Genomic DNA, 22,252 nt, shown 5'->3' with positions numbered 1-22,252 from the left:
GCCTCAACCCAGCTCGACCGGGCGGCCGTCCTTATAGACGTCCGTGACCTTGATCCCGGCCAGACGGTCGGGATCGACGGTCATGGGGTCCGCATCCAGCAGGATCATGTCCGCCAGCTTGCCGGCCGTCAGCGAGCCCTTGCGGTCGTCCTCATAATGCTGCCAGGCGGCCCACAGGGTCATGGCCTTCAGCGCGACCTCGACCGGCACGCGCTCGTCCGGCCCCAGGATGTCGCCCGACCGGGTGCGGCGCGTGACCGTGGCCGACAAAACCCGCAGGGCGTCGGGATTGGCCACCGGGGCGTCGTGATGGCTGGTGAAGCGCATCCCGCGCCGCCAGGCCGAGCCGCAGGGCGAGATCAACTCCGCCCGGCGCGGCCCCAGCACGGAATCCCGGTGCCAGTCGCCCCAGTAGAAGGTGTGCATGGGGAAGAATGAGGGGACGATCCCCAGGGCCTTCAGCTCGTCCAGCTGGTCCATCCGCGTGGTCTGACCGTGGATCAGCACCGGGCGGCGGTCGCGGGCGCCGTGCTTGCGGCTCGCCTCGCGCACGGCGGCGATCATCAGGTCGATGGCGGCGTCGCCGTTGGCGTGGACTTCAATCTGCCAGTCGTTGGCGAAGGCCAGGTCCACGGCGTCCAGGGCCTGCTGCTCCGTCACCGCCGGATAGCCCCGCCAGGAGGCGGGCTGGCCCTCGGGCGGGACGAAATAGGGCTGGGACAGCCAGGCGGTCTTGGCCTGGGGCGAGCCGTCCAGCGTCAGCTTGACCCCGCCGATGCGGTAGCGCCCCTCATAGTTCCGCCGGTACAGCGGCGTGGCCATGACGTCGGTCGAGGTCAGGATGTCGGGGAAGGACAGGATGTCGATGGGCAGGGCGCCCGCCTCGGCCAGGCCCGCGATCATGCGGCAGGTGTCGGTGGACGACCGTCCGTCCTGGGCCGTGGTGTAGCCGAAGCGGGCGTAGTAGCGCGCGCCCTCGACGATCATCTGACGGTTAGCCTCGGCGTCCAGACGGGTGAACAGGGCGCCCATGACGGCGAACAGGGCGGTTTCCTCCAGCACGCCGTTCGGCTCGCGCGAGCCGTCCTTGCGCCGGAACACTCCGCCGGGCGGGTCCGCCGTGTCCGCCCCGATCCCCGCCGCCGCCAGAGCCGCGCCGTTGGCCGCGCCCAGATGCCCAGACTGATGCAGGAACAGCACCGGCACGACGTCGGATATGGCGTCCAGCTCGTCCCGCGTCGGGTGGCGCCGCTCCTTCAGCTGGGAGTCGTCATAGCCGAAGCCGATGATCAGGCCGGTGTCGCGCACCAGGGCCTCATGACGGTTCATCCAGTCACGCGTGATCCGCTGCAGGGCGGCGATGTCGTTCCCCTCGCCATCCGGCGCAGGCAGGAGGTTGGCGTAGCGCGCCTGCAGCCCGACCATGGAGACATGCCCATGCGGGTCGAAGAAACCCGGCAGCAGGGTCCGGCCGTCAAGGTCGACCAGGCGCGCGCCTCGTCCCGCCCCCGCCCGCACCGCGTCCAGGGCGCCGACCGCCAGGATCGTCTGCCCGCGCACCGCCACGGCCTCGGCCGACGGCTGCGCATCGTCCATGGTGCGGATCGGTCCGCCGTGAAAGACGGTCGTCGCCGCCGCTTGGGCCTGGGCCTGGGCCGCCCCGCTCGCCGTCAGGCCGCCGACGGCGACCCCGGCCATGAACAGGCGGCGATCCATCGGATAGGCAAGGGTGCGTGTCATGGCGTCCTCCCGGCGACGGCTTCACCGTAGCAACCTTTTGCGGCGTCGAGCGGTTCCTAGCCGCGCGGGATCAGCCGCCACATGCGCAAGGGGTGGCGCACCGCGCCCGCCTCATGCCCCGCCGCGTCGCCGCGCCCGATGTAGAGGTCGGCGCGCACCGGGCCGCGAATGGCCGAGCCGGTGTCCAGCGTCATGACCAGGCCGCGATAGCTGGCGCGCGCGCCGCGCAGATTGCCGCCGTCCGCCTCGATCCAGGCCGCTTCGCCATAGGTCCAGCGCGACGGGTCGACCGCCACCGAGCGTCGTGCGGGCAGAGGCACGCCCGCCGCGCCCGTCGCCTCATTGCCGTCGTCCGGGCTGGTGGTGAAGAAGATGTAGCGCGGGTTCAGCGCCATCACCCGGCGCGCCTCGGGTCCGCGATGCGAAGCCAGCCAGCCGCGAATGGCTTCGCCCGACGTGCCGTCGCGGGGCAATAGGCCTTCCTCGGTCATCGGTCGGGCGATGCCGACGAACTTGGCCCCGTTGTCGGCGGCGTAGGCGGCGCGCAGGCGGGCGCCGTCGGGGAAGGTCAGGGTTCCCGAGCCCTGGATCTGCAGGAAGAACAGATCCTCCGCCTTCATCCAGGCCAGGGCCGAGGACTGGGCCGAGCCCGCCTCGATGGCCGCGCGATCGCCGACGCTGGACAGATTGGCCGGGCGGCTCAGAACCGGGGCGTCGAACTCGGCGTCCGGCACGCGGCGGGCCGGATACTCGGGCGCGAAATAGGCAGTCAGCAGGCCGCGCCCGCCGTCGTCGGTGCGCACCTCGGCGGCGGTGAAACGGGTTTCCAGGAAGGCGCGGGCGTCGCTGGGATTGGCGCGGGCGGCCAGGGCGCGGGCGTCGCGGCAGGTCTCAATGGCAATGCGCGACGGGCCGCAACCGGCGGCGTAGGCGCGCAGGGCCGCCAGATGGTCTTCCTCGGCCCAGCCGGGCAGAGCGGCCACGTTTAGATCTCCGGCGGCCGGCGGAACCGGCGGCGACACCGGCGGCGGCAGGGGGACAGGACCAGGCGTCGGCGGAACCGGACGCGACGTCGAGGCGCAGGCCGCCGCCAGCAGGGTCAGGGCCAGAACGCCGGACAGACCGCCCAGGCGCCCAAGCGGAGCCGTAAGGAGACGGGCCGCGCCCGTCTGATCGAGGGGCGCGGACCGTGCGATCATCAGGCGGTCGCCGGCTCGACGCGGGCCAGGGCCCAGTTGGGGTCCGAGGCGCCCAGGCGGCGTTCGAAAGTCCAGATCTCGGCCGTGCGGCGTTCTTCGGTGACCGTCTCGCCGCCCGAAGGCGTCAGCGAACCGCGCACCTCGGCCAGGAAGCGCACCTTGGCCAGGGCGCGGTCGCCCTCGGTCGTCGCCAGCTCCAGATCGGCGCGCGGGGCGTGGATCAGTTCGACGCTCTCGGCGTCGCCGCGCGCCTCGCGCGCCGCAATGCCGGCCTCGAACGAGCCCATGACCTTGTCGGTCAGCAGCGGACGCAGGGCGTCGCGGTCGCCCTTGGCGTAGGCGCGGACGATGGTCTCATAAGCCTGGCGCGCGCCTTCCAGGAAGCGGTGGGGGTCGAAGTTCGGCTCGCGCGCCTTCAAGCCTGCGATGGCGGCCGTCAGCGCGGGGTCGACAACGGGGCCGCGCGCGGCTTCAGGCGCGCCGGCAGAGGCTGCGGGAACCGGGACGGGCTTGGGATTGTCCTCGGGCTGACGGCCGACCTTCTTGCCCAGCACATTATAGAGTTGGAACAACAGCACCGCCGCAATGACGGCGAAGATCACGATCTGAAAGGTCACCGGCACGGTGGGTTCCTCGACTGGTCAGGCCTCATCTTCCCGACAGGGAAGCGCCTCGGGTTTCTCCCCAAAGGCGAAAGGGCAGCTCATACAACGTGATTAGGGGTCGATCCGGGCGGGCGCAAGGCGAAGCGAGAGGCGAACGCGGGTCTCGACGTTGCGACACAGGGTCTCGCCATGCTACCGCCGCCCCCTCAGGCCCGCCTCCAGGGGGAGCGGGACGCCTCATTCCTATAAGACGGTTTTCAGACTCATGACCGACGCCACGCCGCCCGCCGACGCCAACGGCCAGACGCCCGACCAAGCCCAACCGCAGGGCGGCCAGCCGCAAGGCCCCGGCTTCCGCATCCTGGCCCAATACGTCCGCGACCTCTCTTTCGAGAACCCCAAGGCCCCGGACAGCCTGCGCATCGACGGCAAGCCCGCCATCGACATGGGCGTCGAGATGAACGCCCAGGGCCGTCCCGACGGTCTGTTCGAAGTCGATCTGAAGCTGTCGATCAAGGCCACGGCCGACGATCAGTCGCCGGTGTTTCACGTGGAACTGCTCTACGGCGGCCTGTTCGCCCTGCAAGGCGTCCAGCCCCAGGACATCGAGCCCCTGCTGCTGATCGAGTGCCCGCGCTACCTCTTCCCCTTCGCGCGCCAGGTCATCGCCCAGGCGACCTCTGACGGCGGCTTCTATCCGCCCTTCATGGTCGATCCGATCGACTTCGCCGCCATCTACGTCGCCCGCCAGCAGCAGATCGCCGGCGCCCCGGCCGAAACCGGTCAGGCATGATAAAGGGTCGCTAACGCGACGCGCGCGGCGCATCGCTGCTTGAGCGACTATCTATGTAGAAGGGGCGTCCGGTGGGGCGCCCCTTTTTCTTGCGCAGGGGGGCCCATGCTCAAGGTCATCGCCGAGGACTTCATCAAACCCGAGCATGTCGAGGCGGTGCGGCCCCTCTATGCCGAACTGGTGCGGCTGACGCGGCGGGAGCCCTTGTGCCGCGCCTATGATCTGTTCGAGGATCGCAAACAGCCGGGCCATTTCATCTTCATCGAGGAATGGCCTGACCAGGCCGCGCTCGACGCCCACTGCGCCAGCGAGCATTTCCGGCGCCTGGTTCCCCAGATCGACGCGCACCAGGCCCGACCCGGAACCTACATACTGATGAACCCCGTCCCGACGGACGCGCCGGTTCAGGCGGCTTCTTCAGCCTCGGTCGCGACCGTCACGCCGTAGCCCGCCCACAGGCTGAAATCCTTGATCGTCGCCTTGAGGAAGGCCTGATGGGCGGCTTCTTCCTCGGCCGTGACGAAGGCGGGCAGAGGACGCGGCCGGGCGCCATACACGACGCGCTCCGCCGTCTCGGCTGCGCCGCCGCGCGTCGAGGTCAGATCCAGCGCGCGCTCCTTGCCGCCGCGCAACTCCAAATAGACCTCGGCCAGCAGACGGGCGTCGATCAGGGCGCCGTGCAAGGTGCGCTCGACCAGGCTGATCTTGTAGCGTTTGCACAGGGCGTCCAGCGAGTTGGCCATGCCCGGAAACCGCTTCTGGGCCAGGGCCAGGGTGTCGATCCAGCGGTCCTGCGGCGGCGGCTTGCGGCCGATGCGGCCGATCTCGAAATCGATGAAGTTGCGGTCGAAGTTGGCGTTATGCGCGATCAGGGGCGCATCGCCTAGAAACTCCATCAGGTCATCGACGACCTCATGAAACTTGGGCGCGTCCTTCACCTTGTCGTCGGTGATGCCGTGCACCTTGATGGCGTCCGGCGGGATCAGCCGCTCAGGGTTGATGAAGCGGTGAAAGGTTCGCCCCGTCGGCAGCAGATCCTCGATCTCGATACAGCCCACTTCGATCAGCCGGTCGCCCGTCTTGGGGTCGAAGCCGGTGGTTTCAGTGTCGAGAACGATTTCGCGGGTCATGCCCCTTAATGCCGGGGTTCGGCCTTAAGCGAAAGGGTTCAACCCTCCAGGGCGCGACGGATCGCCCGTGCAACCGCCAGGCTGCGTTGCGCCTCCTCGTGGTTCTCGTCCTCCAGATGCCAGGCGGCGGAGAGGCAGGCGTGGCAGAAGCCCCAGGCCATGACCGCCTGGGCGGGCCGCCCCACCGCCGGCGCCAGGGTCTCGGCCAGCCGCCGCGCCCGTGCGGGGTCGGTCCGGAGATCCTGCCGCTCCAGCGGATTATAGAGCAGATTGGCCGCGTCATAGGCCGGATCGCCCAGAACGCCGTGCGGGTCGATCGCCAGCCAGCCGCGCGGACCGTGCAGGATGTTGTCGTGATGAAGGTCGCCGTGCAACGGTCGGGTCGGCGCCCTCTCGGCCATCAGGTGCGCCGCCATGACGGCCGCCTCGCCGAACAGACCGCCCTGTCTCGCCGCCTCAAGCCTCAGGGCGGCGAAGCGGTCCGTCATGGTCTGAAGGCCCTCGGCCGGACGATCCGAAGGCGCATGGAGCGCCCTCAGCACGTCGGCGGCGATGCGGGTCGCGGCCTCATCGCCCTCCGTCTCCAGCACGGCGGCCAGCATGTGATCGCCGGCGTCCTCCAGCCACTGCCAGGGGCCCTGGGCGCCCAGCAGACGGATCGCGCCCGACCCGTCGCGCCAACGCAGCCAGGCCAGGGCATGAGGCGCATCCGGCGCCGCCTGCGGGCTCAGGCGCTTGACCACGCTGGTGCGGCCGTCGGGCGCGACGGCCCGCCAGGCCGTTCCGCCCACGCCCTCGGCCAACAGGCTCAGACGGCCCAGGCCCCAGGCGGGCGGCGGCGCGGGCTTCCAATCCGGTTCGAGAACCTTCGCCACGACCGCCCGCACCTGATCACGCGCCGCCTCCAGACCATGTCCGGTATCGATCAGGAAGTCGGCGCGGGCGCGCTTTTCCGCGTCCGGCGTCTGGCGCGCCAGGATGGCGTCGAACCGCTCGCGCGTCATGCCGGGGCGGGCCAGGACGCGCTGCGCCTGAAGCTCGGCGTCGGCCGTGACCACCGCCACGGCGTCGACGAAGGCGTCGCCGCCCGTCTCGAACAACAGGGGGATGTCGACCACCGCCAGACGCGCCCCGCCTTCCGCCGCCGCCTTCAGCGCCTCGGCGCGGTCAGCCGCCACCAAGGGGTGGACGATGGCCTCCAGCCGCTGAAAGGCGTCCTCGTCGCGGCCCAGGGCCTCGGCCAGGCGCGGCCGGTCGACCGCGCCGTCCACGACTACGCCGGGAAAGGCCTGCGCCAGCGGCGCGACCGCCGCGCCGCCGGGGCCGTAGAGGCGGTGAACGGCGGCGTCGGCGTCCCACACTACGGCGCCTTCGTCGGCGAACATCTGGGCGGTCGTCGACTTGCCCATGCCGATCGAGCCGGTCAGGCCCAGAACGATCACGCCGCCTCTCCCAAATGGCTCAGCAGCAGGGCGCGCAAGTCCAGCGGCGGCGGCGGGCGGCGGAAGATGGCCTCGAACGACGGCGCCGCCTGGCCGATCAGCATGGCCAGCCCGTCCACGGTCGTCAGCCCTCGCGCGCGAGCCGCCGCCAGCAGGGGCGTGACCACGGGCTTGTAGGTCATGTCCATGACCACGGCCGAAGGCTTCAGCGCCGCCAGCGAAATGTCCGGCGCGACGCTCAGGGCGTTGATGACCAGATCGGCGCCTTCCAGCACGCTCGCGTCCGGGGCCACCGACACCGCCGGGCCGAGATCGGCGGCCAGAGCCTCGGCCCGTTCCCGCGTGCGGTTGAGTATGGACAGGGCCGCGCCCGCCTCGATCAGGGCGCCCGCGCCAGCCCGCGCCGCGCCGCCCGCGCCCAGCATGACGACGGAGGCGCCGTTCAGCTTCAGCTTCGGCGCCTGTTCGGCCAGGGCGTAGAGCACGCCCGCGCCGTCAGCGCTGTCGGCCCGCACCCGGCCGTCCTCGAAGACCAGGATATTGGCCGATCCCGTCATCTGCACCGCCGCCGCAGCCTCATCCGCCAGGGCGAAGGCCTGCTCCTTGAACGGCGCCGTGACGTTGACGCCCGCGATCAGCCCCGCGCGCCCCGCCGCGACCAGGGCCTCGAACCCGGCGGCGTCTTTCGGCGCAAAGGCGACGTAGGCGCCGTCGATCCCGCCGGCCTCCAGCCAGGCGTTATGGATCACAGGGCTGAGCGAATGGCCGACCGGATTGCCGACGATCCCGCCCAGCAGTGCGGCGCCGGTGATGCGGCCGACTGGCGTTCCGCTCATGACACGATCACGCCCGCGCGCCGCAGTTCGGCCAGGACAGGCCATAGCGGCAGGCCCAGAACGGTGAAGTAGTCGCCCTCGACCGCCTCGAACAGCTGCGAGCCCAGCCCCTCCAGCCGATAAGAGCCGACGCAGGCCAGCAAGGCCTCGCCCTCCGCCGCCAGATAGGCGTCGAGGAAGGCGTCGGAAAAATCGCGCACCTTCATCTCGACCGTGTCCACGCCGGACCAGACCACCTGGCCGTTGCGGGCCAGGGCGGCGCCGGAATGCAGTTGGTGCGTGCGGCCGCGCATGGCGCTCAGGCGTTCGCGCGCGGCCTGAAGCGTCGGCGCCTTGGACACCAGCCCCCCCTCGAACGACAGGGTCTGGTCCGCGCCCAGCACCCAGGCGTCGGCGTCATGGCGCGACACCGCCAGCGCCTTGGCCCGCGCCAGTTCGACCGCCAGCTCGACCGGGTCGACGCCCGGCGTCTTCAGGGCGTCCTCATCCACGTCGGCGACCTGGACGGCGAAGGGCACGCCAGCGTCGGTCAGCATTGCGCGGCGCGCGGCGCTCTTGGAGGCCAGGATCAGGCGTTCGCCGTCAGTCGTCGTCACATCGGGGCTCCCAGCTTGCGGCTGCGCCGCTCGCTCAGCAGGTTGATGATGGCCGCCGCCGTCTCTTCGACCGAGCGGCGGGTTACGTCGATGGTCGGCCAGCCGCGGCGTTCAAAGGCGCGGCGCGCCTTGATCGTCTCTTCACGCACAGCGTCATGATCAACGTACTCAGAGGCATGTCCCGCATTCAGCCCGTCCAGGCGGTTGCGACGGATCTGAACCAGACGATCAGGTGAAACCGTCAGCCCCACCACGAGAGGATTTTTCAGCGCCGTCAACCGTTCGCCGTCCTCCTGACCCGGGACCAGAGGCACGTTCGCCGCGCGAATGCCCCGGTGCGCCAGATAGATGCAGGTCGGGGTCTTGGAGGTCCGGCTGACTCCGCACAACACCACATCCGCCAGCTCCAGCTGATCCAGCGCGCCCTGGCCGTCATCATGAGCAATGGCGTAGTCCAGCGCGCCGATGCGGTTGAAATACCCCGTGTCGAGCGCGTGCTGGGCGCCGACCTTAGCCGAGACGTCCGCGCCCAGATAGCGAGACAGAGCCCCGACCAATGGGTCCAGCGCCCCGATCTGCGGTGTCTGCAAGCGACGGCAGCCTTCTTCAAGCTGTTCACGCAATTCCCGATCCACCAGGGTGTGCAGAACCACGCCCGGCGCAGCCGCCACCTCTTCCAGCACCCGTTCCATCTGTTTGGGAGAACGCACCAGGGCGTAGATATGCTCGATTGGAATGACGCGGTCGAACCGCGCGATTACCGCCTTGGCCATGGCGTTCAGCGTCTCGCCGGTCGAGTCCGAGACCAGGTGGATATGAAAATAGGTGGCCAGGCGCGAAGCGCCGATCAGGCGGGCGGGGCTCATGAGGACGGCGTCTCCTTCCAGGCGGCGGTCGGATCATCCCCGCGCCCTGTTGAAAAGCCGGGGCGCCGTTCGTGAAAGACCGGGCGCCGAATCCTCTAGCAAGCCTGGCCGCCGGTCGCGAGCGGGGATCGCGGGCGCCGTTGTGGTGATCGGCGCCGGAGTCGTCCGCCTGGGCGCCGAGGATTCATCCCGTGCTGGGGGCAGGACATTTTGTCCAACAACGGCGCCCGCGGATTCACCCACAACGGCGCCCAGAGGCAAGCCAGAGTCTGACGGGTGTTTCACGGCTTATCCCCATGACTCACACCCCGCCTTGTAAACGCCTGGGTTTCCACGCCGCGATCAGGGGACAAGCGGGAGTCCAACCGGGACTGCCCGCAGTTATCCCCGCGCTCCCCGGCCCTGCTTCCACCTACCAATTCTTTCAATTCTTAAATCTGAATAGGGATTGAGGCTTAGGGGTGTGCATCCTAAAGCCCAAAGCATGAGCACGCCCCTTCTGATCCAGGCTCTCCAGGGCCGAACCCTTTCCCGCCCTCCCGTGTGGTTCATGCGTCAAGCCGGGCGCTACCTGCCGGAATACCGTGAGCTGCGAGCCAGGGCGCCGGACTTCATCGCCTTCTGCCTGAATCCGGAAATGGCGGCGGAGGCGACCCTGCAGCCGATGCGCCGGTTCGGCTTCGACGCCGCCATCGTCTTCGCCGACATCCTGCTGATCCCCGGCGCCCTAGGCCAAAAGGTGTGGTTCGAGGCGGGAGAGGGGCCGCGCCTGGGCGCCCTGCCGTCGGTGCAGTCGATGGCCGACAAGGCTCAGCAGGCTGGAGAGGCCCTCAAGGCCGTGGGCCAGACCCTCAGCCTCGTGCGCGCGGAACTGGAGCCTGAACGCGCCCTGATCGGCTTTGCAGGGGCGCCCTGGACGGTCGCCACCTATATGCTGGACGGCGAAGCGCGCACCATCGGCAAGGGTGAGCGCGCCGCCGCCCGCACCTACGCCTATACCAACCCCGAGCTGGTGGCGGGCCTTCTGGACGTTCTGGTGGAGTCCACCGCCCACTATCTGAAGATGCAACAGGACGCCGGCGCCCAGGTGCTGAAGATCTTCGAGAGCTGGGCCGAGGGCCTGCCCGACGACCTGTTCGAGACGCTGGTGCTGAAGCCGCACCAGAAGCTGGTGGCCCGCGCGCGCGAACTGGGCGTCACCGTGCCGTTGATCGGCTTCCCGAGAGGCTCGGCGGCGCTGGCCGAACGCTACGCCCGTGAATGCGACGTGCAGGGCGTGGCGCTGGACACCGCCTGTCCGCTGGACGTCGGCAAGCGCGTCCAGGCGATCAAGCCCATTCAGGGCGCGCTGGACCCCTTGCTGCTGCGTGCGGGCGGCGACGCCCTGGACCGCCGCGTCGATCAACTGATGGAGGCCTGGGGCCAGGGGCCGTGGATTTTCAACCTGGGCCACGGCATCCTGCCGGACGTGCCGATCGCCCACGTCGAGCAGGTGCTGAAGCGGATCGGCGCCCAATGACCCGGACCGCCACAACCCCCGAGGGACGACCCAACCGGCGCGTGGCGGTCGTTCTGACCAATCTGGGCGGTCCCGATCGCCCCGAAGCGGTCAAACCCTTCCTGTTCAACCTGTTCAACGACCCGGCCATCATCGGCCTGCCGGGGATGTTCCGCACGCCGCTGGCTAAGTTGATCTCCAGTCGTCGCGAGACCTCGGCTCAGGCCAACTACGCCCTGATGGGCGGCGGATCGCCCCTGCTGCCCGAGACGCAGAAGCAGGCCGAGGCCCTGTCGCGGGCTCTGGCCGACGCGGCGCCGGGCGACGACAGCCGCGTCTTCATCGCCATGCGCTATTGGCATCCGCTGACGGAAGAGACGGCGGCGGCGGTCAAGGCTTTCCAGCCCGACAAGATCGTCCTTCTGCCCCTCTATCCGCAGTTCTCGACGACTACGACGGCCTCGTCGCTGAAGAAGTGGAGCGAGTGCTACGACGGGCCGGGCGAGACCCACGTCGTCTGCTGCTATCCGGACGCCGAAGGGTTGATCGAGGCTCAGGCCCGTCTGATCCGGCAAACGCTGGACAAGGCCGAAGGCAGGCCGGTGCGAGTGCTGTTCTCGGCGCACGGCATTCCGGAAAAGCTGGTCGCGGCCGGCGATCCCTATCAGGCCCAGGTCGAGGCCACCGTGGCGGCCGTGGTCGAGCACATGGGCCTGACCGACTGGGGCATCTGCTACCAGAGCCGGGTCGGGCCGCTGAAATGGCTGGGGCCGGCCACGCCGGACGCCATCGAACAGGCGGCCAAGGACGGCGTGGGGGCCGTCGTCGTCCCCATCGCCTTTGTCTCCGAGCATATCGAGACCCTGGTCGAGCTGGACATGGAATACGGCGAACTGGCGCATAAGGTCGGTTGCGCGCCCTATTTGCGAGCGCCGACGGTCAGCGCCGATCCGATCTTCATCGCCGCCCTGGCCGATGCGGTCGAGCGGGCGCTGGAAACGCCGGGGATCGCCCCGCAGGGGTCTTCGCTGGGTGGACCATGCGCCCACTTGAAAGCCTGCCCGTCTGGCTGTTCTAAGACCTCAAGGGCGGCCTGAGGGGAAGCGACATGGACTATTACAATCTGGCCCGCGGGCTTCACATCCTGGCGGTGATCGCCTGGATGGCGGGCATGCTCTTCCTGCCGCGCCTGTTCGCCTATGACGCCGAGCAGAACGCCAAGCCCGAGCCCCTGCGCGGCGAGATGCAGGCCCTGCTGCGCGTCTGGCAGACGCGGCTGCTGCGCATCATCATCAACCCGGCCATGATCCTGGCCTTCGTCTTCGGCGGCTGGCTGCTGTGGCTGCGCAGCGGCGACGGCGCCGACTGGTCCTTCGCGCATCAGCCTTGGATGATGACCAAGTTGATCGGCGTCTTCCTGCTGGCGGGCTGGCACGGCTTCCTGGCGGGACAGCGCAAGAAGATCGCGGCGGGTACGTCGAAATATTCGGGCCGTTTCTGGCGCATGACCAATGAGATTCCCTTCGTCCTGGCCATCATCATGGTGTTGTCGGTGACGATGGAGTGGAGTTTCTAGAGGCCCTAGCGCGAGCGGTGCGGTCGCTCGCTGCCTGAGGGCCTTGACCCACACGGGTCTTTTGTGGTTCCGCTGCGATGAACCGTGCGGCTGATCCGTGCAGTGCGGTCCCTCTCTTTCGCGACGCCTGCCGGTTTGAGCCTGCGGGAGACCGTCGCCCTCCCTCCCAGCCCTAGCGGCTGAAGCCATCGACGACCTTCTGCTCCTGAACGCTTTGAAGCGTTTGGGCGCGCGAACGAGCACGCCATCATGACCGATACGCCTGACACGCCGGAAACTGAAGTCACTGAAAACGCAGTGGAAACACCTGCTGAGCGCCCGCGCCGCACCTTGAGCTTGGGTGGAAGCCGCGCTGCCGCGCCGGTCGAGGAGGCGCAACCCGAAGAGGTCATCGCTCCGACTGCCGCCGAAGACGACGATCACGGCGTCGACACCACAGCCGAGGATGACGAGGACGATGACGGCGAGCCGATCGTGCCCAACGGCCGCATCACCCTGCAGGAACTGAACGAGAAGACGCCGGAAGATCTTGTCGCCTTCGCCGAGGGCCTGGACATCGAGAACGCCGGCAACCTGCGTAAGCAGGATCTGCTGTTCGCTATCCTGAAGACCCTGGCCGACGAAGAGGTAGAGATTATCGCTTCGGGCGTGCTGGAGATCCTGCCGGACGGCTTCGGCTTCCTGCGTAGCCCCGACGCCAATTATTTGCCGGGCCCGGACGACGTCTATGTCTCGCCGTCGCAGATCCGCCGCTTCGGCCTGCGTTCGGGCGACACGGTGCACGGCGCTGTGCGCGGCCCGCGTGAGGGCGAGCGCTACTTCGCCCTGCTCAAGGTCGATACGATCAACTTCGAAGATCCGGAGATGGTCAAAACCAAGGTTCTGTTCGACAACCTGACGCCGCTCTACCCCGAAGAGCGGCTGCACATGGAAATTCAGGATCCGACGCTGAAGGATCGCTCGGGCCGGGTCATCGACATCGTCGCCCCGCTGGGCAAGGGTCAGCGCTGCCTGATCGTCGCCCCGCCGCGCGTCGGTAAGACGGTCATGCTGCAGAACATCGCCAAGTCGATCGAGCGCAACCATCCGGAAGTCTTCCTGATCGTTCTGTTGATCGACGAGCGTCCGGAAGAAGTGACGGACATGCAGCGCACGGTGAAGGGCGAAGTCGTCGCCTCGACCTTCGACGAGCCCGCCACCCGCCACGTCGCCGTGGCCGAAATGGTGATCGAAAAGGCTAAGCGTCTGGTCGAGCACAAGAAGGACGTGGTCATCCTGCTGGACTCCATCACCCGCCTGGGCCGCGCCTACAACGCCACCGTCCCGTCGTCGGGCAAGGTGCTGACCGGCGGTGTCGACGCCAACGCCCTGCAACGGCCCAAGCGCTTCTTCGGCGCCGCGCGCAATGTGGAGCAGGGCGGTTCGCTGACCATCATCGCCACGGCTCTGATCGACACCGGCAGCCGCATGGACGAGGTGATCTTCGAAGAGTTCAAGGGCACGGGTAACTCGGAAATCGTCCTGGACCGCAAGGTCGCCGACAAGCGTATCTTCCCGGCCATCGACGTGCTCAAGTCCGGCACCCGCAAGGAAGACCTCATCACGCCGAAGGACCAACTGGCCAAGACCTATGTCCTGCGCCGCATCCTCAACCCGATGGGTCCGCAGGACGCGATCGAGTTCCTGCTCGACAAGCTGCGCCAGTCGAAGAACAACGCGGACTTCTTCCAGTCCATGAACACCTGATACTGGCCCTAGCGCCGCCCGCGCGGCGGGCGGCTGCTTGAGGGCCTGTTTCACGTGAAACACGCGAGGGCGTCATGAAGCTGAACATCGAGATCGACTGCACCCCGGCCGAGGCCCGCGCCTTTCTGGGTCTGCCGGATGTGACGCCGCTCAACGATCATCTGGTCGCCGAGATGCAAAAGCGGATGGACGCCAACATGGCGGCCATGCAGCCTGATGAACTGATGAAGACCTGGACCAGTTTCGGCGTTCAGGCTCAGGACCAGTTCCGCCGTCTGATGGAAGCCGCCGTCACGGGCGCGCCCAAGGGCTGACGACTTGAGTTCCAACGCCGACACCATCTTCGCTCTGGCCACGCCGCCGGGGCGGGGCGCCATCGCCATTCTGCGTCTGTCCGGGCCGGGCGTGGACGCGGCCCTGACCGCGCTGGGGGCAGGGGGGCTGACCCCGCGTCTGGCCTCGCTGCGGACGCTTCGTCATGAGGGCGAGATGGTGGATCAGGCCCTGGTCCTGCGCTTCCCCGGACCCAATTCCTATACCGGCGAAGACAGCGCCGAGCTGCATCTGCACGGGGGGAGGGCGGTGATCGAGGCCGCTAGCCGCGCCCTGATCGCCCTTGACGTTCGCCCCGCCGAGCCGGGCGAGTTCACCCGCCGCGCCTTCCAGAACGGCCGCATGGACTTGGCCCAGGCCGAGGCCGTCGCCGACCTGATCGACGCCGAGACGGGCGCTCAGAAGAACCAGGCGCTTGGGCAATTTGACGGCGCCCTTTCGGCGGCCTACGCCGGGTTTCGTCGCGAGCTGCTGAAGGCTCTGTCCCTCGTTGAAGCCGAGATCGACTTCCCGGATGAGGAGGTGCCCGACAACCTGGCCCGCACCGCGGGACCGGTTCTGGACAAGCTCTCGGCCGATCTGCGCTCGGCTCTGGCGGATTCCGATCGAGGACGGCGGGTGCGCGAGGGCTATCGCATCGTTCTGATCGGCGAGACGAACGCGGGCAAGTCGTCCCTGTTCAACGCCCTTGTCGCGCGTGAGGCGGCCATCGTCACGCCTATCGCCGGGACGACACGCGATGTGTTGGACGCCGACATCATGATCGGCGGCTACGCCGTCACCCTGTCAGACACGGCGGGTCTGCGGGACAGCGACGATCTGGTGGAGGCCGAAGGCATCCGTCGCGCCCGATTGAGAGCCGAAGGGGCCGACCTGCGCCTATGGGTCCGTTCGCCCTCCGCTGAGCCTGTCGAAGACCCAGCCGCCGCTTTTGTCGGGGCGTCCGATCTTCAGGTGTTGAACAAGGCCGACCTCGGCGCCGTGACGCCGGCGCCCGAGCTCGAAGCCCTGACCGTCAGCACCACGACGGGGCGAGGGCTGACTGAGCTGCACGACTGGATCGCGGCCCGTCTGGCGCGCGATCTGTCCGGGGCTGACTTCCCCGCCGTGACGCGGGAGCGTCATCGTCGCCGCCTGGCGGAAGCTCTGGCCGCCGTTGAGGCGGGGCGCCGCGCCCTCGATCTGGCGCCCGAGATGGCGGGCGACGACCTGCGTCGGGCGGCCGACGCCCTGGCTCGTGTCACCGGCGCTATCGGCGTGGAGGATATTCTGGGGGAGGTCTTTTCTTCCTTCTGCATCGGCAAATAGGCCCGGCTTTCGCCTGTTTCACGTGAAACAACGGTTCTCGAGCCGGTGGCGATTCCGGCTCGAATGGACTATGTGGACGCCATGAGTTCGACCCCCGATCACACCTTCGATGTCGTCATCATCGGCGGCGGCCACGCCGGTTGCGAGGCCGCGACGGCCGCCGCGCGCGCGGGCGCCCGCACCCTGCTTCTGACCCAGAAGCTCGAGACGATCGGCGAGATGAGCTGCAACCCGGCCATCGGCGGACTGGGCAAGGGCCATCTGGTGCGCGAGATCGACGCCCTGGACGGCGTCATGGGCCGCCTGGCCGATGTGTCGGGCATCCAGTTTCGCCTGCTGAACCGCTCCAAGGGGGCCGCCGTGCGCGGTCCGCGCAGCCAGATCGACCGTCGCCTGTATCGCGAGGCCATGCAGGCCGAACTGGCCGACTACCCGAACCTGACCCTGATGGCGGGCACGGCCGAGGGGCTGATCCTGAACGGCGATCGCGTGGCCGGGGTGAAGACTGGGGCGGGGGAGACCATCCGCGCCGGGGCTGTGGTGCTGACGACGGGCACCTTCCTCAACGGCGTCATTCATCGCGGCGATTTGCGCATTCCGGCCGGCCGCTATGGCGAAGACCCGTCGACCGGTCTGGCGGGCGATCTGCATTCGGCGGATCTGATGATGGGGCGCCTGAAGACCGGCACGCCTGCGCGTCTGGATGGGCGAACCATCGCCTGGGATCGGCTGGAGATGCAGCCGGCAGACGATCAGCCCGCGCCTTTCAGCTTCCTGACCGACCGGATCGAGGTGCCGCAGATCGCCTGCGGCGTCACCCATACGACGGAAGAGACGCACCGCATCATCGCCGACAACCTCGGTGAAAGCGCCGTTTACGGCGGGCGTCTGTCGGGTCGCGGGCCGCGCTACTGTCCGTCGATCGAGGACAAGGTGGTCCGCTTCGCCGACAAGACAAGCCACCAGGTCTTCCTGGAGCCGGAGGGTCTGGATGATCCGACCGTCTATCCCAACGGCATCTCGACCTCGGTGTCGGATGCGACCCAGCTGGCCTTCCTGCATACGATGCCCGGCCTGGAGCAGGTCGAGGTCTTCCGTTTCGGCTACGCCATCGAATACGACTATGTCGATCCGCGCGAATTGACTCCGGCGCTGGAGGTCAAGAAACGCCCCGGCCTCTATCTGGCCGGCCAGATCAACGGCACGACCGGCTATGAGGAGGCGGGGGCTCAAGGCCTGATCGCCGGCCTCAATGCGGCGCGCGCCGCCGCGGGTTCCGACCCGCTGATCCTCGGTCGAGACCAGGCCTATATCGGCGTCATGATCGATGATCTGGTGACGCGCGGCGTCACCGAGCCCTATCGCATGTTCACCAGCCGGGCCGAGTATCGCCTGACGCTGCGCGCGGATAACGCTGACCAGCGTCTGACGCCGATCGGAATCGCGGCGGGCATTGTCGGCGCCGAGCGCGCCGCGGTATGGCTGGAGAAGGCGGACCAGTTGGACCGGGCGAACCGTGTTTCACGTGAAACACAGTTCACGCCCAAGGAGGCGGGGGCACTGGGCATCACCGTCAATGCGGATGGCCAGCGGCGTTCGATCCGTGATCTGCTCGCCTTCCCGAATGTGACGCTGGATCAGTTTGTCGCCGTCCGCCCCGAAATCACGGACTGGTCGCCTGCGGTGCGGGATCAGGTCGAGATCGACGCCGTCTACGCGAGCTATCTGGATCGCCAGACGCAGGATGCGGAAGCCTTGCGGCGGGAGGAGGGGCTGTCGCTTCCCGTTGACCTCGACTACGCCGCTATCGGCGCGCTGTCGAACGAGGTGCGCGAAAAACTCGCCCTGATCCGCCCGCTGACGCTGGGCCAGGCTGGGCGCATTGAAGGCATGACCCCGGGCGCTCTGACGGCGCTTCTGGGTCATGTGAAGAAGGTCAAGGATGTGGAAGCCGACCTGGCGACGGTGGTCGCCTGATGTCGAGCGCCATTGATGCCTTCCGCGCCCAGACGGGCGCCAGTGACGCCAACATCGCCGATCTGCACGTCTTCCTCGGTATGCTGACCGAGGCCAATGAAGTGATGAATCTGGTCGGTCCGGATACTATCCCCGACTTCTGGAACCGTCACGCCTGGGACAGCGCCCAGCTGCTGAGCCTGGCGCCGGAGGCCAAGACCTGGGCCGATCTGGGGGCCGGGGCGGGCTTCCCCGGCGTGGTCCTGGCCATCCTTTTGAAGGGACGGCCGGGCGCTCATGTGTGGCTGATCGACAGCCTGGGCAAGCGGTGCCGCTTCTTGCAGACCATCGTCGATACGCTGGATTTGCCCGCCACCGTCGTCAATGGTCGGGCTGAGGAACAAGCGATCACGGTCGACGTCGTCACCGCGCGCGCGGTGGCGGCGATGGAGAAGCTGTTGGGTTATGCACAGCCCTACTTCCAACGCGGTGCAAAAGGGCTGTTTCTCAAGGGAGAGAAGGCCGAGGCTGAGTTGAAAGAGGCCCGTCGGGTCTGGCAGTTTGAGGCTGAGCTTACGATCTCGCGCAGCGATCCGCGCGGCCGCATCGTTTCACTGGGGAGCCTTCGCCGTGTCCGTTGAGTCCGTAAAGCCGCCCCGCGTGCATGAAACCCGCGTCCTGGCGGTCTCCAACCAGAAGGGCGGGGTGGGCAAGACCACGACCGCCATCAATCTGGGCACGGCTCTGGCGGCGATCGGCGAAAAGGTGCTGATCGTGGACATGGACCCGCAGGGCAATGCCTCCACGGGTCTGGGTGTTCCACGTGAAACACGGCGGGTGACGATCTATGACGTCATCGTCGACGGCCGCCCGGTGGACGAGGCCGCCATTGAGACCGCAGTGCCGGGGCTGTTTATCGTCGCCGCCGACGCCGACATGTCGGGGGTCGAGATCGAGCTGAGCCAGGCGGATCGTCGTTCCTACCGTCTGCGCGACGCCCTAGCGAAACAGGGCGGCAATGGTCATTCCCGGTATGACTATGTGCTGATCGACTGCCCGCCGTCGCTGAACCTGCTGACGCTGAACGCCATGGCGGCGGCGGACGCCGTTCTGGTTCCGCTGCAGTGCGAGTTCTTCGCCCTGGAGGGCCTGACCCAGTTGATGCGGACCATCGACATGGTGCGCCAGAGCCTGAACCCGGCGCTGGAGATTCAAGGTCTGGTCCTGACCATGTACGACCGTCGCAACGCCCTGTCGGGGCAGGTGGCGGCCGACGTGCGCGCCCACTTCGGCGACAAGGTCTATGACAGCGTCATCCCTCGCAACGTCCGGGTGTCCGAGGCGCCGTCCTTCGGCAAGCCGGCGCTCATCTATGATCTGAAATGTGCGGGCAGCCAGGCCTATCTGAAGCTGGCCCGTGAACTGGTGGCGCGCGAGCGTCAGCGTCGTCAGGCCCTGGCCGCCTGATTGGCGGTCTGATCCCAAAAACAATAACGGAATCGATATCTTGTCCGAACGTCAGCGTGGTCTGGGCCGGGGTCTCTCGGCGCTTCTGGGAGAAAACACGCAGGAGCCAGTCGCTGTTGACGCGACCGGCCCGGCGCCAGCGGGCGTGCATCGGGCGCCGATCGAGGCGCTGAAGCCCAACCCGGACCAGCCGCGCAAAATCTTCACCAAGACGGATCTGGACGAGCTGACGGCCTCCATCCGCGACAAGGGCGTGCTGCAGCCCATCCTGGTGCGGTCGCAACCGGGCGAGCAGGGCGTGTGGCAGATCATCGCCGGCGAGCGCCGCTGGCGCGCCGCCCAGGCCGCCCGCCTGACGCAGGTGCCGATCGTCGTGCGCGAGATGGACGACATCGAGGTGCTGGAGGTCGGCGTCATCGAGAACGTCCAGCGCGCCGACCTGAACCCGATGGAAGAGGCCAACGCCTACGCCGTCCTGATGGAACGCTTCGGCCGCACCCAGGACGCTTTGGCGGGTGTGGTGGGCAAGAGCCGCAGCCACGTGGCCAACACCCTACGCCTGCTGCAACTGCCCGAGGCGGTGCGCGAGCATGTGGTGCGCGGTGAGCTGTCGGCGGGTCACGCCCGCGCCCTGATCACGGCGCCGAATGCAGAGCAATTGGCGGCGGAGGTTATCGCCAAGGGTCTGAACGTGCGTCAGACCGAGGCTCTGGCCCGTCGCGCGGTCGAGGGCCAGAAGGCGCCCAAGTCCAAACCCGCGCTGACCGGCGAGGGCGCCGCCGATATCGCGGCGCTGGAGCAGGATCTGTCGGACGCCTTGGGCCTGAAGGTCTCACTGGCGGACAAGGGCGGCAAGGGTGAGATCACGGTCAAATACGGCACGCTGGAACAGCTTGACGATCTTTGCCGCCGCCTGATGCGCGGCTGATCCATGGAAGCGAAAAAGCCCGTCCTGGTCGAGCCGGGACGGGCAAGTCGGGGATGAGAGCGGGTTCGCGGTTCGCTGGTCGGCGGCGCGCAAAACCCGTTCGATGATCGAGGGATCGATCAAAGGCATAAAACACTTCTATATACTTTTCTGTCAATACTGCGGACTTGGCTCAATCGACAGGCCAACCGCGGCGCTAAGGCGGCGAACTGAGACCAGGGTGAGAACGCTCTTTTTTCGGCTGTTTCTGCTAAGGTGTCGTTCATGATCGAGAACCCTGAGAAGTCGAGCGCCGCTGAAGCTCTCAAGCGAGTCTTGGCGGCGAAGCGGGCCGCGACACAGGATGGCGGCGCCTTCAGCAGCGCCGCAGGCGCGCGCAAGTCCGAAAAGACGATGCAACGTCAGGCTGCGGCCTTGAACAAGCCGGCTTTCCGCCGCGCCTCCAAAAGGGGCTGAGGGCAGGGCGCGGCTTCAGGGTTGCGGAGCCGCCGCCTGACGGGCGACGCGGAACTGTTCCAGGCGCGCGTCCTGTTCGGCCAGGTTGGGCACGCCCGCAGCGGCGCGTACGGCGGCGGGCAATAGGTCGCGATCATAGGGCTCGAGCGTCGGCTCGCCGCCGTTCATCATGCGAGTCTGGGTGCCGTAGATCTGTTTCCGGTCCACCGATTGGAGGAAACGGTCGAGTGAGGCCGCTGCGATCCAGGCCGCCTGCTTCGATCCCTTGGCGACGCCGGTGACGGCCAGGCTGTGCGCCAGAAGATAGTCCTCAGGGGTCGATCCGTGTTGGAAGACGAAGGCGGCGGCGCGGAAGTCTTCTCCGGTCTGCAAGGCGCCCGCATCGAGCAGGGCGCGGGTTCGCTCACGGCGGGCGGCGTCGTCGGCGTTCATCTGCTCGACGAAGGCGCGATCACGGAACCGGGCCGGATCAATGTTCTGACGAACGGCTTGATCGGCGACGAAGATGGCGGCCATTTCGGCATTGTCGGTCGGTACGGATGCTTCCTGGGCCAGCGCCAGGCCAGGCAAGTTCAGAAGAACGGCGGCGGCGACGGCGGTGCTGAACAGACGCATGAAGATTCCCCGAGGTCATCCCGGCTCAATGCCGAGGCGATAGGATCAGAACGCCGAATTGCCGTTGTGTCGAGTCGGCGTCATGTCGCTCGGGTTCATCGTCTCAAAGTCCCATGCGCTTGGCGCGGGCGGCGATCTCCAGCAGCAGGCGTTCGGCGATCAGGGCCTCGGGCATGCCCGTGGTCTTGGTCATGACGTCGGCGGTGTTGACGCTGTCCTGCACCTCGTCGAGCAGTTCGAGCCGCCAGGCGCGCGATTGGCGCAGCATTTCCGCTTCCTGTTTCCAGAACACGCCGGCGGCCTTGGTGGCCTCCTTGGCGCCTGCGCCGTTGGCCTGCAGGACATTGATCCGGCGCAGCTTTCCGAGATGGAGCGAGGCCATGCGCACGGCCATGACAGCGCTTTCGCCCTCGGCCAAAGCGCGGCGCAGGCCCGCCTGGGCGGGGCCGGGCCGGCCGCCGAAGGCCTGCAGCGCGGCGTCGGACAGGGAGGCGTCGGGCTCGACCCCCAGGTGGGCGTCCAACTCCTCGACGTCGATAGTGCGGCTGGAGCCCGGGCCGATGTAGAGGATCAGCCGCTCGATCTCCTGACGCATCAGGCCGCGCTCGCGGGGCAGGCGGGCGACAAAGCGATCCAGGGCGTCGGAAGACAGGCCGACCTTGTCGGCGCCCAGGGCCTCGCGCGTCATGCGGGCGACGTCGCCGACCTCGTCTTCATAGCAGGCGATGGCGACCGCCCCCTGGGCCTTTTCGGCGGCCTTGCGCAGGGCGGATTCGCGGCCCAGCGCTCCGGCTTCGATCACCAGCATGGCGTCGGGGTTGTAGGCGCCTTCGGCGTGGGCGGTCAGGGCGGCGGCAACGGCCTTGTCCACGCCCGCCTTGCCGTCCGACATCCGGATGCGCACCAGGCGCCGCCCGCCGATCATGCTGAGCGCCGTCAGCGCCTCTTCCAGCCGCACGGCGTCGCCGTCGATGTCGGCCTCGGTCAGCAGGGTGACGTTAAAGGGGTCGTTCAGGTCCGGGGTGATCGTGCGGCACAGCGTCAGGGCGCGCTCGGTCACGCCCGAGCGGTCCTTGCCGTGGATGACGGCGGCGCGGACGCCGGCGTCCGGCGCCTTAAGGAAGCGGTCGACGTCGGGCCGCTTGGACAGGATCATGCGAAG

21 protein-coding genes and 2 pseudogenes are annotated in these 22,252 nt (G+C 68.0%); 12 read left to right on the top strand and 11 right to left on the bottom strand.

Features of this window, described 5'->3' with window-relative positions; all coding sequences use genetic code 11:
* Positions 1-3 precede the first annotated feature (3 nt).
* The 3 genes from EGK63_RS08335 to timA are packed head-to-tail and all read right to left on the bottom strand — an operon-like array spanning position 4 to position 3,556.
* Positions 4-1,740 (bottom strand): amidohydrolase, encoded by a 1,737-nt coding sequence (locus tag EGK63_RS08335; RefSeq protein WP_207896355.1) that lies wholly within the window; start codon positions 1,738-1,740, stop codon positions 4-6.
* A gap of 56 nt (positions 1,741-1,796) precedes the next feature.
* Positions 1,797-2,939 (bottom strand): MltA domain-containing protein, encoded by a 1,143-nt coding sequence (locus EGK63_RS08330; protein ID WP_125900793.1) that lies wholly within the window; start codon positions 2,937-2,939, stop codon positions 1,797-1,799.
* A complete protein-coding gene (timA, locus tag EGK63_RS08325) occupies positions 2,939-3,556 on the bottom strand; it encodes a TIM44-related membrane protein TimA (RefSeq protein WP_125900821.1) in 618 nt (205 codons plus the stop codon). The genes EGK63_RS08330 and timA overlap by 1 nt, the downstream gene beginning before the upstream one ends.
* Positions 3,557-3,809: 253 nt before the next feature.
* On the opposite strand from timA, the gene secB reads away from it, so the two are divergent.
* Entirely contained in the window at positions 3,810-4,337 is a 528-nt protein-coding gene (gene secB, locus EGK63_RS08320) for a protein-export chaperone SecB (protein ID WP_125900792.1), read from the top strand.
* 105 nt (positions 4,338-4,442) lie between these two features.
* Complete coding sequence (locus EGK63_RS08315; RefSeq protein ID WP_125900791.1) at positions 4,443-4,784, top strand: putative quinol monooxygenase; 342 nt, start codon at positions 4,443-4,445, stop codon at positions 4,782-4,784.
* On the opposite strand, the gene dnaQ is transcribed toward EGK63_RS08315, so the two are convergent.
* From dnaQ to EGK63_RS08290, 6 genes and pseudogenes are all read right to left on the bottom strand, one after another.
* Entirely contained in the window at positions 4,742-5,467 is a 726-nt protein-coding gene (dnaQ, locus tag EGK63_RS08310; protein WP_125900790.1) for a DNA polymerase III subunit epsilon, read from the bottom strand. The genes EGK63_RS08315 and dnaQ overlap by 43 nt on opposite strands.
* A gap of 38 nt (positions 5,468-5,505) precedes the next feature.
* Positions 5,506-6,258, bottom strand: a pseudogene (locus tag EGK63_RS16735) (aminoglycoside phosphotransferase family protein); the annotation flags it as partial.
* A 63-nt stretch (positions 6,259-6,321) separates the two neighbouring features.
* A pseudogene (gene coaE, locus EGK63_RS16730) lies at positions 6,322-6,909 on the bottom strand (dephospho-CoA kinase); the annotation flags it as partial.
* Positions 6,906-7,745, bottom strand: coding sequence for a shikimate dehydrogenase (locus EGK63_RS08300; protein WP_125900789.1), 840 nt, complete (start codon positions 7,743-7,745; stop codon positions 6,906-6,908). The pseudogene coaE and the gene EGK63_RS08300, both read right to left, overlap by 4 nt.
* On the bottom strand, positions 7,742-8,341 hold the full coding sequence (locus EGK63_RS08295) for a nucleoside triphosphate pyrophosphatase (RefSeq protein ID WP_125900788.1): 600 nt from the start codon (positions 8,339-8,341) through the stop codon (positions 7,742-7,744). Before EGK63_RS08295 ends, EGK63_RS08300 begins: the two co-directional genes overlap by 4 nt.
* A complete protein-coding gene (locus EGK63_RS08290) occupies positions 8,338-9,207 on the bottom strand; it encodes a pyruvate, water dikinase regulatory protein (protein ID WP_125900787.1) in 870 nt (289 codons plus the stop codon). The genes EGK63_RS08295 and EGK63_RS08290 overlap by 4 nt, the downstream gene beginning before the upstream one ends.
* Positions 9,208-9,691: 484 nt before the next feature.
* On the opposite strand from EGK63_RS08290, the gene hemE reads away from it, so the two are divergent.
* From hemE to EGK63_RS08240, 10 genes are all read left to right on the top strand, one after another.
* The gene (gene hemE, locus EGK63_RS08285) at positions 9,692-10,726 is read left to right on the top strand and encodes a uroporphyrinogen decarboxylase (protein ID WP_125900786.1); all 1,035 of its coding nucleotides are present in this window, start codon (positions 9,692-9,694) and stop codon (positions 10,724-10,726) included.
* Positions 10,723-11,802 carry a ferrochelatase gene (hemH, locus tag EGK63_RS08280; protein WP_125900785.1) on the top strand — a complete coding sequence of 360 codons (1,080 nt, stop codon included), beginning with the start codon at positions 10,723-10,725 and terminating at the stop codon, positions 11,800-11,802. The genes hemE and hemH overlap by 4 nt, the downstream gene beginning before the upstream one ends.
* 11 nt (positions 11,803-11,813) lie before the next feature.
* The gene (locus EGK63_RS08275) at positions 11,814-12,281 is read left to right on the top strand and encodes a CopD family protein (protein ID WP_125900784.1); all 468 of its coding nucleotides are present in this window, start codon (positions 11,814-11,816) and stop codon (positions 12,279-12,281) included.
* A 249-nt stretch (positions 12,282-12,530) separates the two neighbouring features.
* Positions 12,531-14,027, top strand: coding sequence for a transcription termination factor Rho (gene rho / locus EGK63_RS08270; protein WP_243637621.1), 1,497 nt, complete (start codon positions 12,531-12,533; stop codon positions 14,025-14,027).
* A gap of 74 nt (positions 14,028-14,101) precedes the next feature.
* Positions 14,102-14,341, top strand: coding sequence for a DUF6489 family protein (locus EGK63_RS08265; protein WP_105564219.1), 240 nt, complete (start codon positions 14,102-14,104; stop codon positions 14,339-14,341).
* Positions 14,342-14,345: 4 nt separating this feature from the next.
* Positions 14,346-15,668 carry a tRNA uridine-5-carboxymethylaminomethyl(34) synthesis GTPase MnmE gene (gene mnmE / locus EGK63_RS08260; RefSeq protein WP_125900783.1) on the top strand — a complete coding sequence of 441 codons (1,323 nt, stop codon included), beginning with the start codon at positions 14,346-14,348 and terminating at the stop codon, positions 15,666-15,668.
* Positions 15,669-15,731: 63 nt separating this feature from the next.
* Positions 15,732-17,645 carry a tRNA uridine-5-carboxymethylaminomethyl(34) synthesis enzyme MnmG gene (gene mnmG, locus EGK63_RS08255; protein ID WP_125900818.1) on the top strand — a complete coding sequence of 638 codons (1,914 nt, stop codon included), beginning with the start codon at positions 15,732-15,734 and terminating at the stop codon, positions 17,643-17,645.
* Positions 17,645-18,265 (top strand): 16S rRNA (guanine(527)-N(7))-methyltransferase RsmG, encoded by a 621-nt coding sequence (gene rsmG / locus EGK63_RS08250; protein ID WP_125900782.1) that lies wholly within the window; start codon positions 17,645-17,647, stop codon positions 18,263-18,265. Before mnmG ends, rsmG begins: the two co-directional genes overlap by 1 nt.
* A gap of 19 nt (positions 18,266-18,284) precedes the next feature.
* Positions 18,285-19,091 carry a ParA family protein gene (locus tag EGK63_RS08245; RefSeq protein WP_125900819.1) on the top strand — a complete coding sequence of 269 codons (807 nt, stop codon included), beginning with the start codon at positions 18,285-18,287 and terminating at the stop codon, positions 19,089-19,091.
* 40 nt (positions 19,092-19,131) lie between these two features.
* Entirely contained in the window at positions 19,132-20,019 is an 888-nt protein-coding gene (locus tag EGK63_RS08240) for a ParB/RepB/Spo0J family partition protein (RefSeq protein WP_125900781.1), read from the top strand.
* A 471-nt stretch (positions 20,020-20,490) separates the two neighbouring features.
* Here EGK63_RS08240 and EGK63_RS08230 read toward each other — a convergent pair whose 3' ends face one another.
* The gene (locus tag EGK63_RS08230) at positions 20,491-21,090 is read right to left on the bottom strand and encodes a hypothetical protein (RefSeq protein ID WP_200167238.1); all 600 of its coding nucleotides are present in this window, start codon (positions 21,088-21,090) and stop codon (positions 20,491-20,493) included.
* Between the two features lie 103 nt (positions 21,091-21,193).
* Entirely contained in the window at positions 21,194-22,246 is a 1,053-nt protein-coding gene (holA, locus tag EGK63_RS08225) for a DNA polymerase III subunit delta (protein ID WP_125900780.1), read from the bottom strand.
* Positions 22,247-22,252: the final 6 nt, after the last annotated feature.

Source organism: Brevundimonas sp. 357, from assembly GCF_003938605.1.
In the GTDB taxonomy this organism is placed as follows: Bacteria; Pseudomonadota; Alphaproteobacteria; order Caulobacterales; family Caulobacteraceae; genus Brevundimonas.
This window is presented reverse-complemented; position numbering and strand designations above follow the sequence as displayed.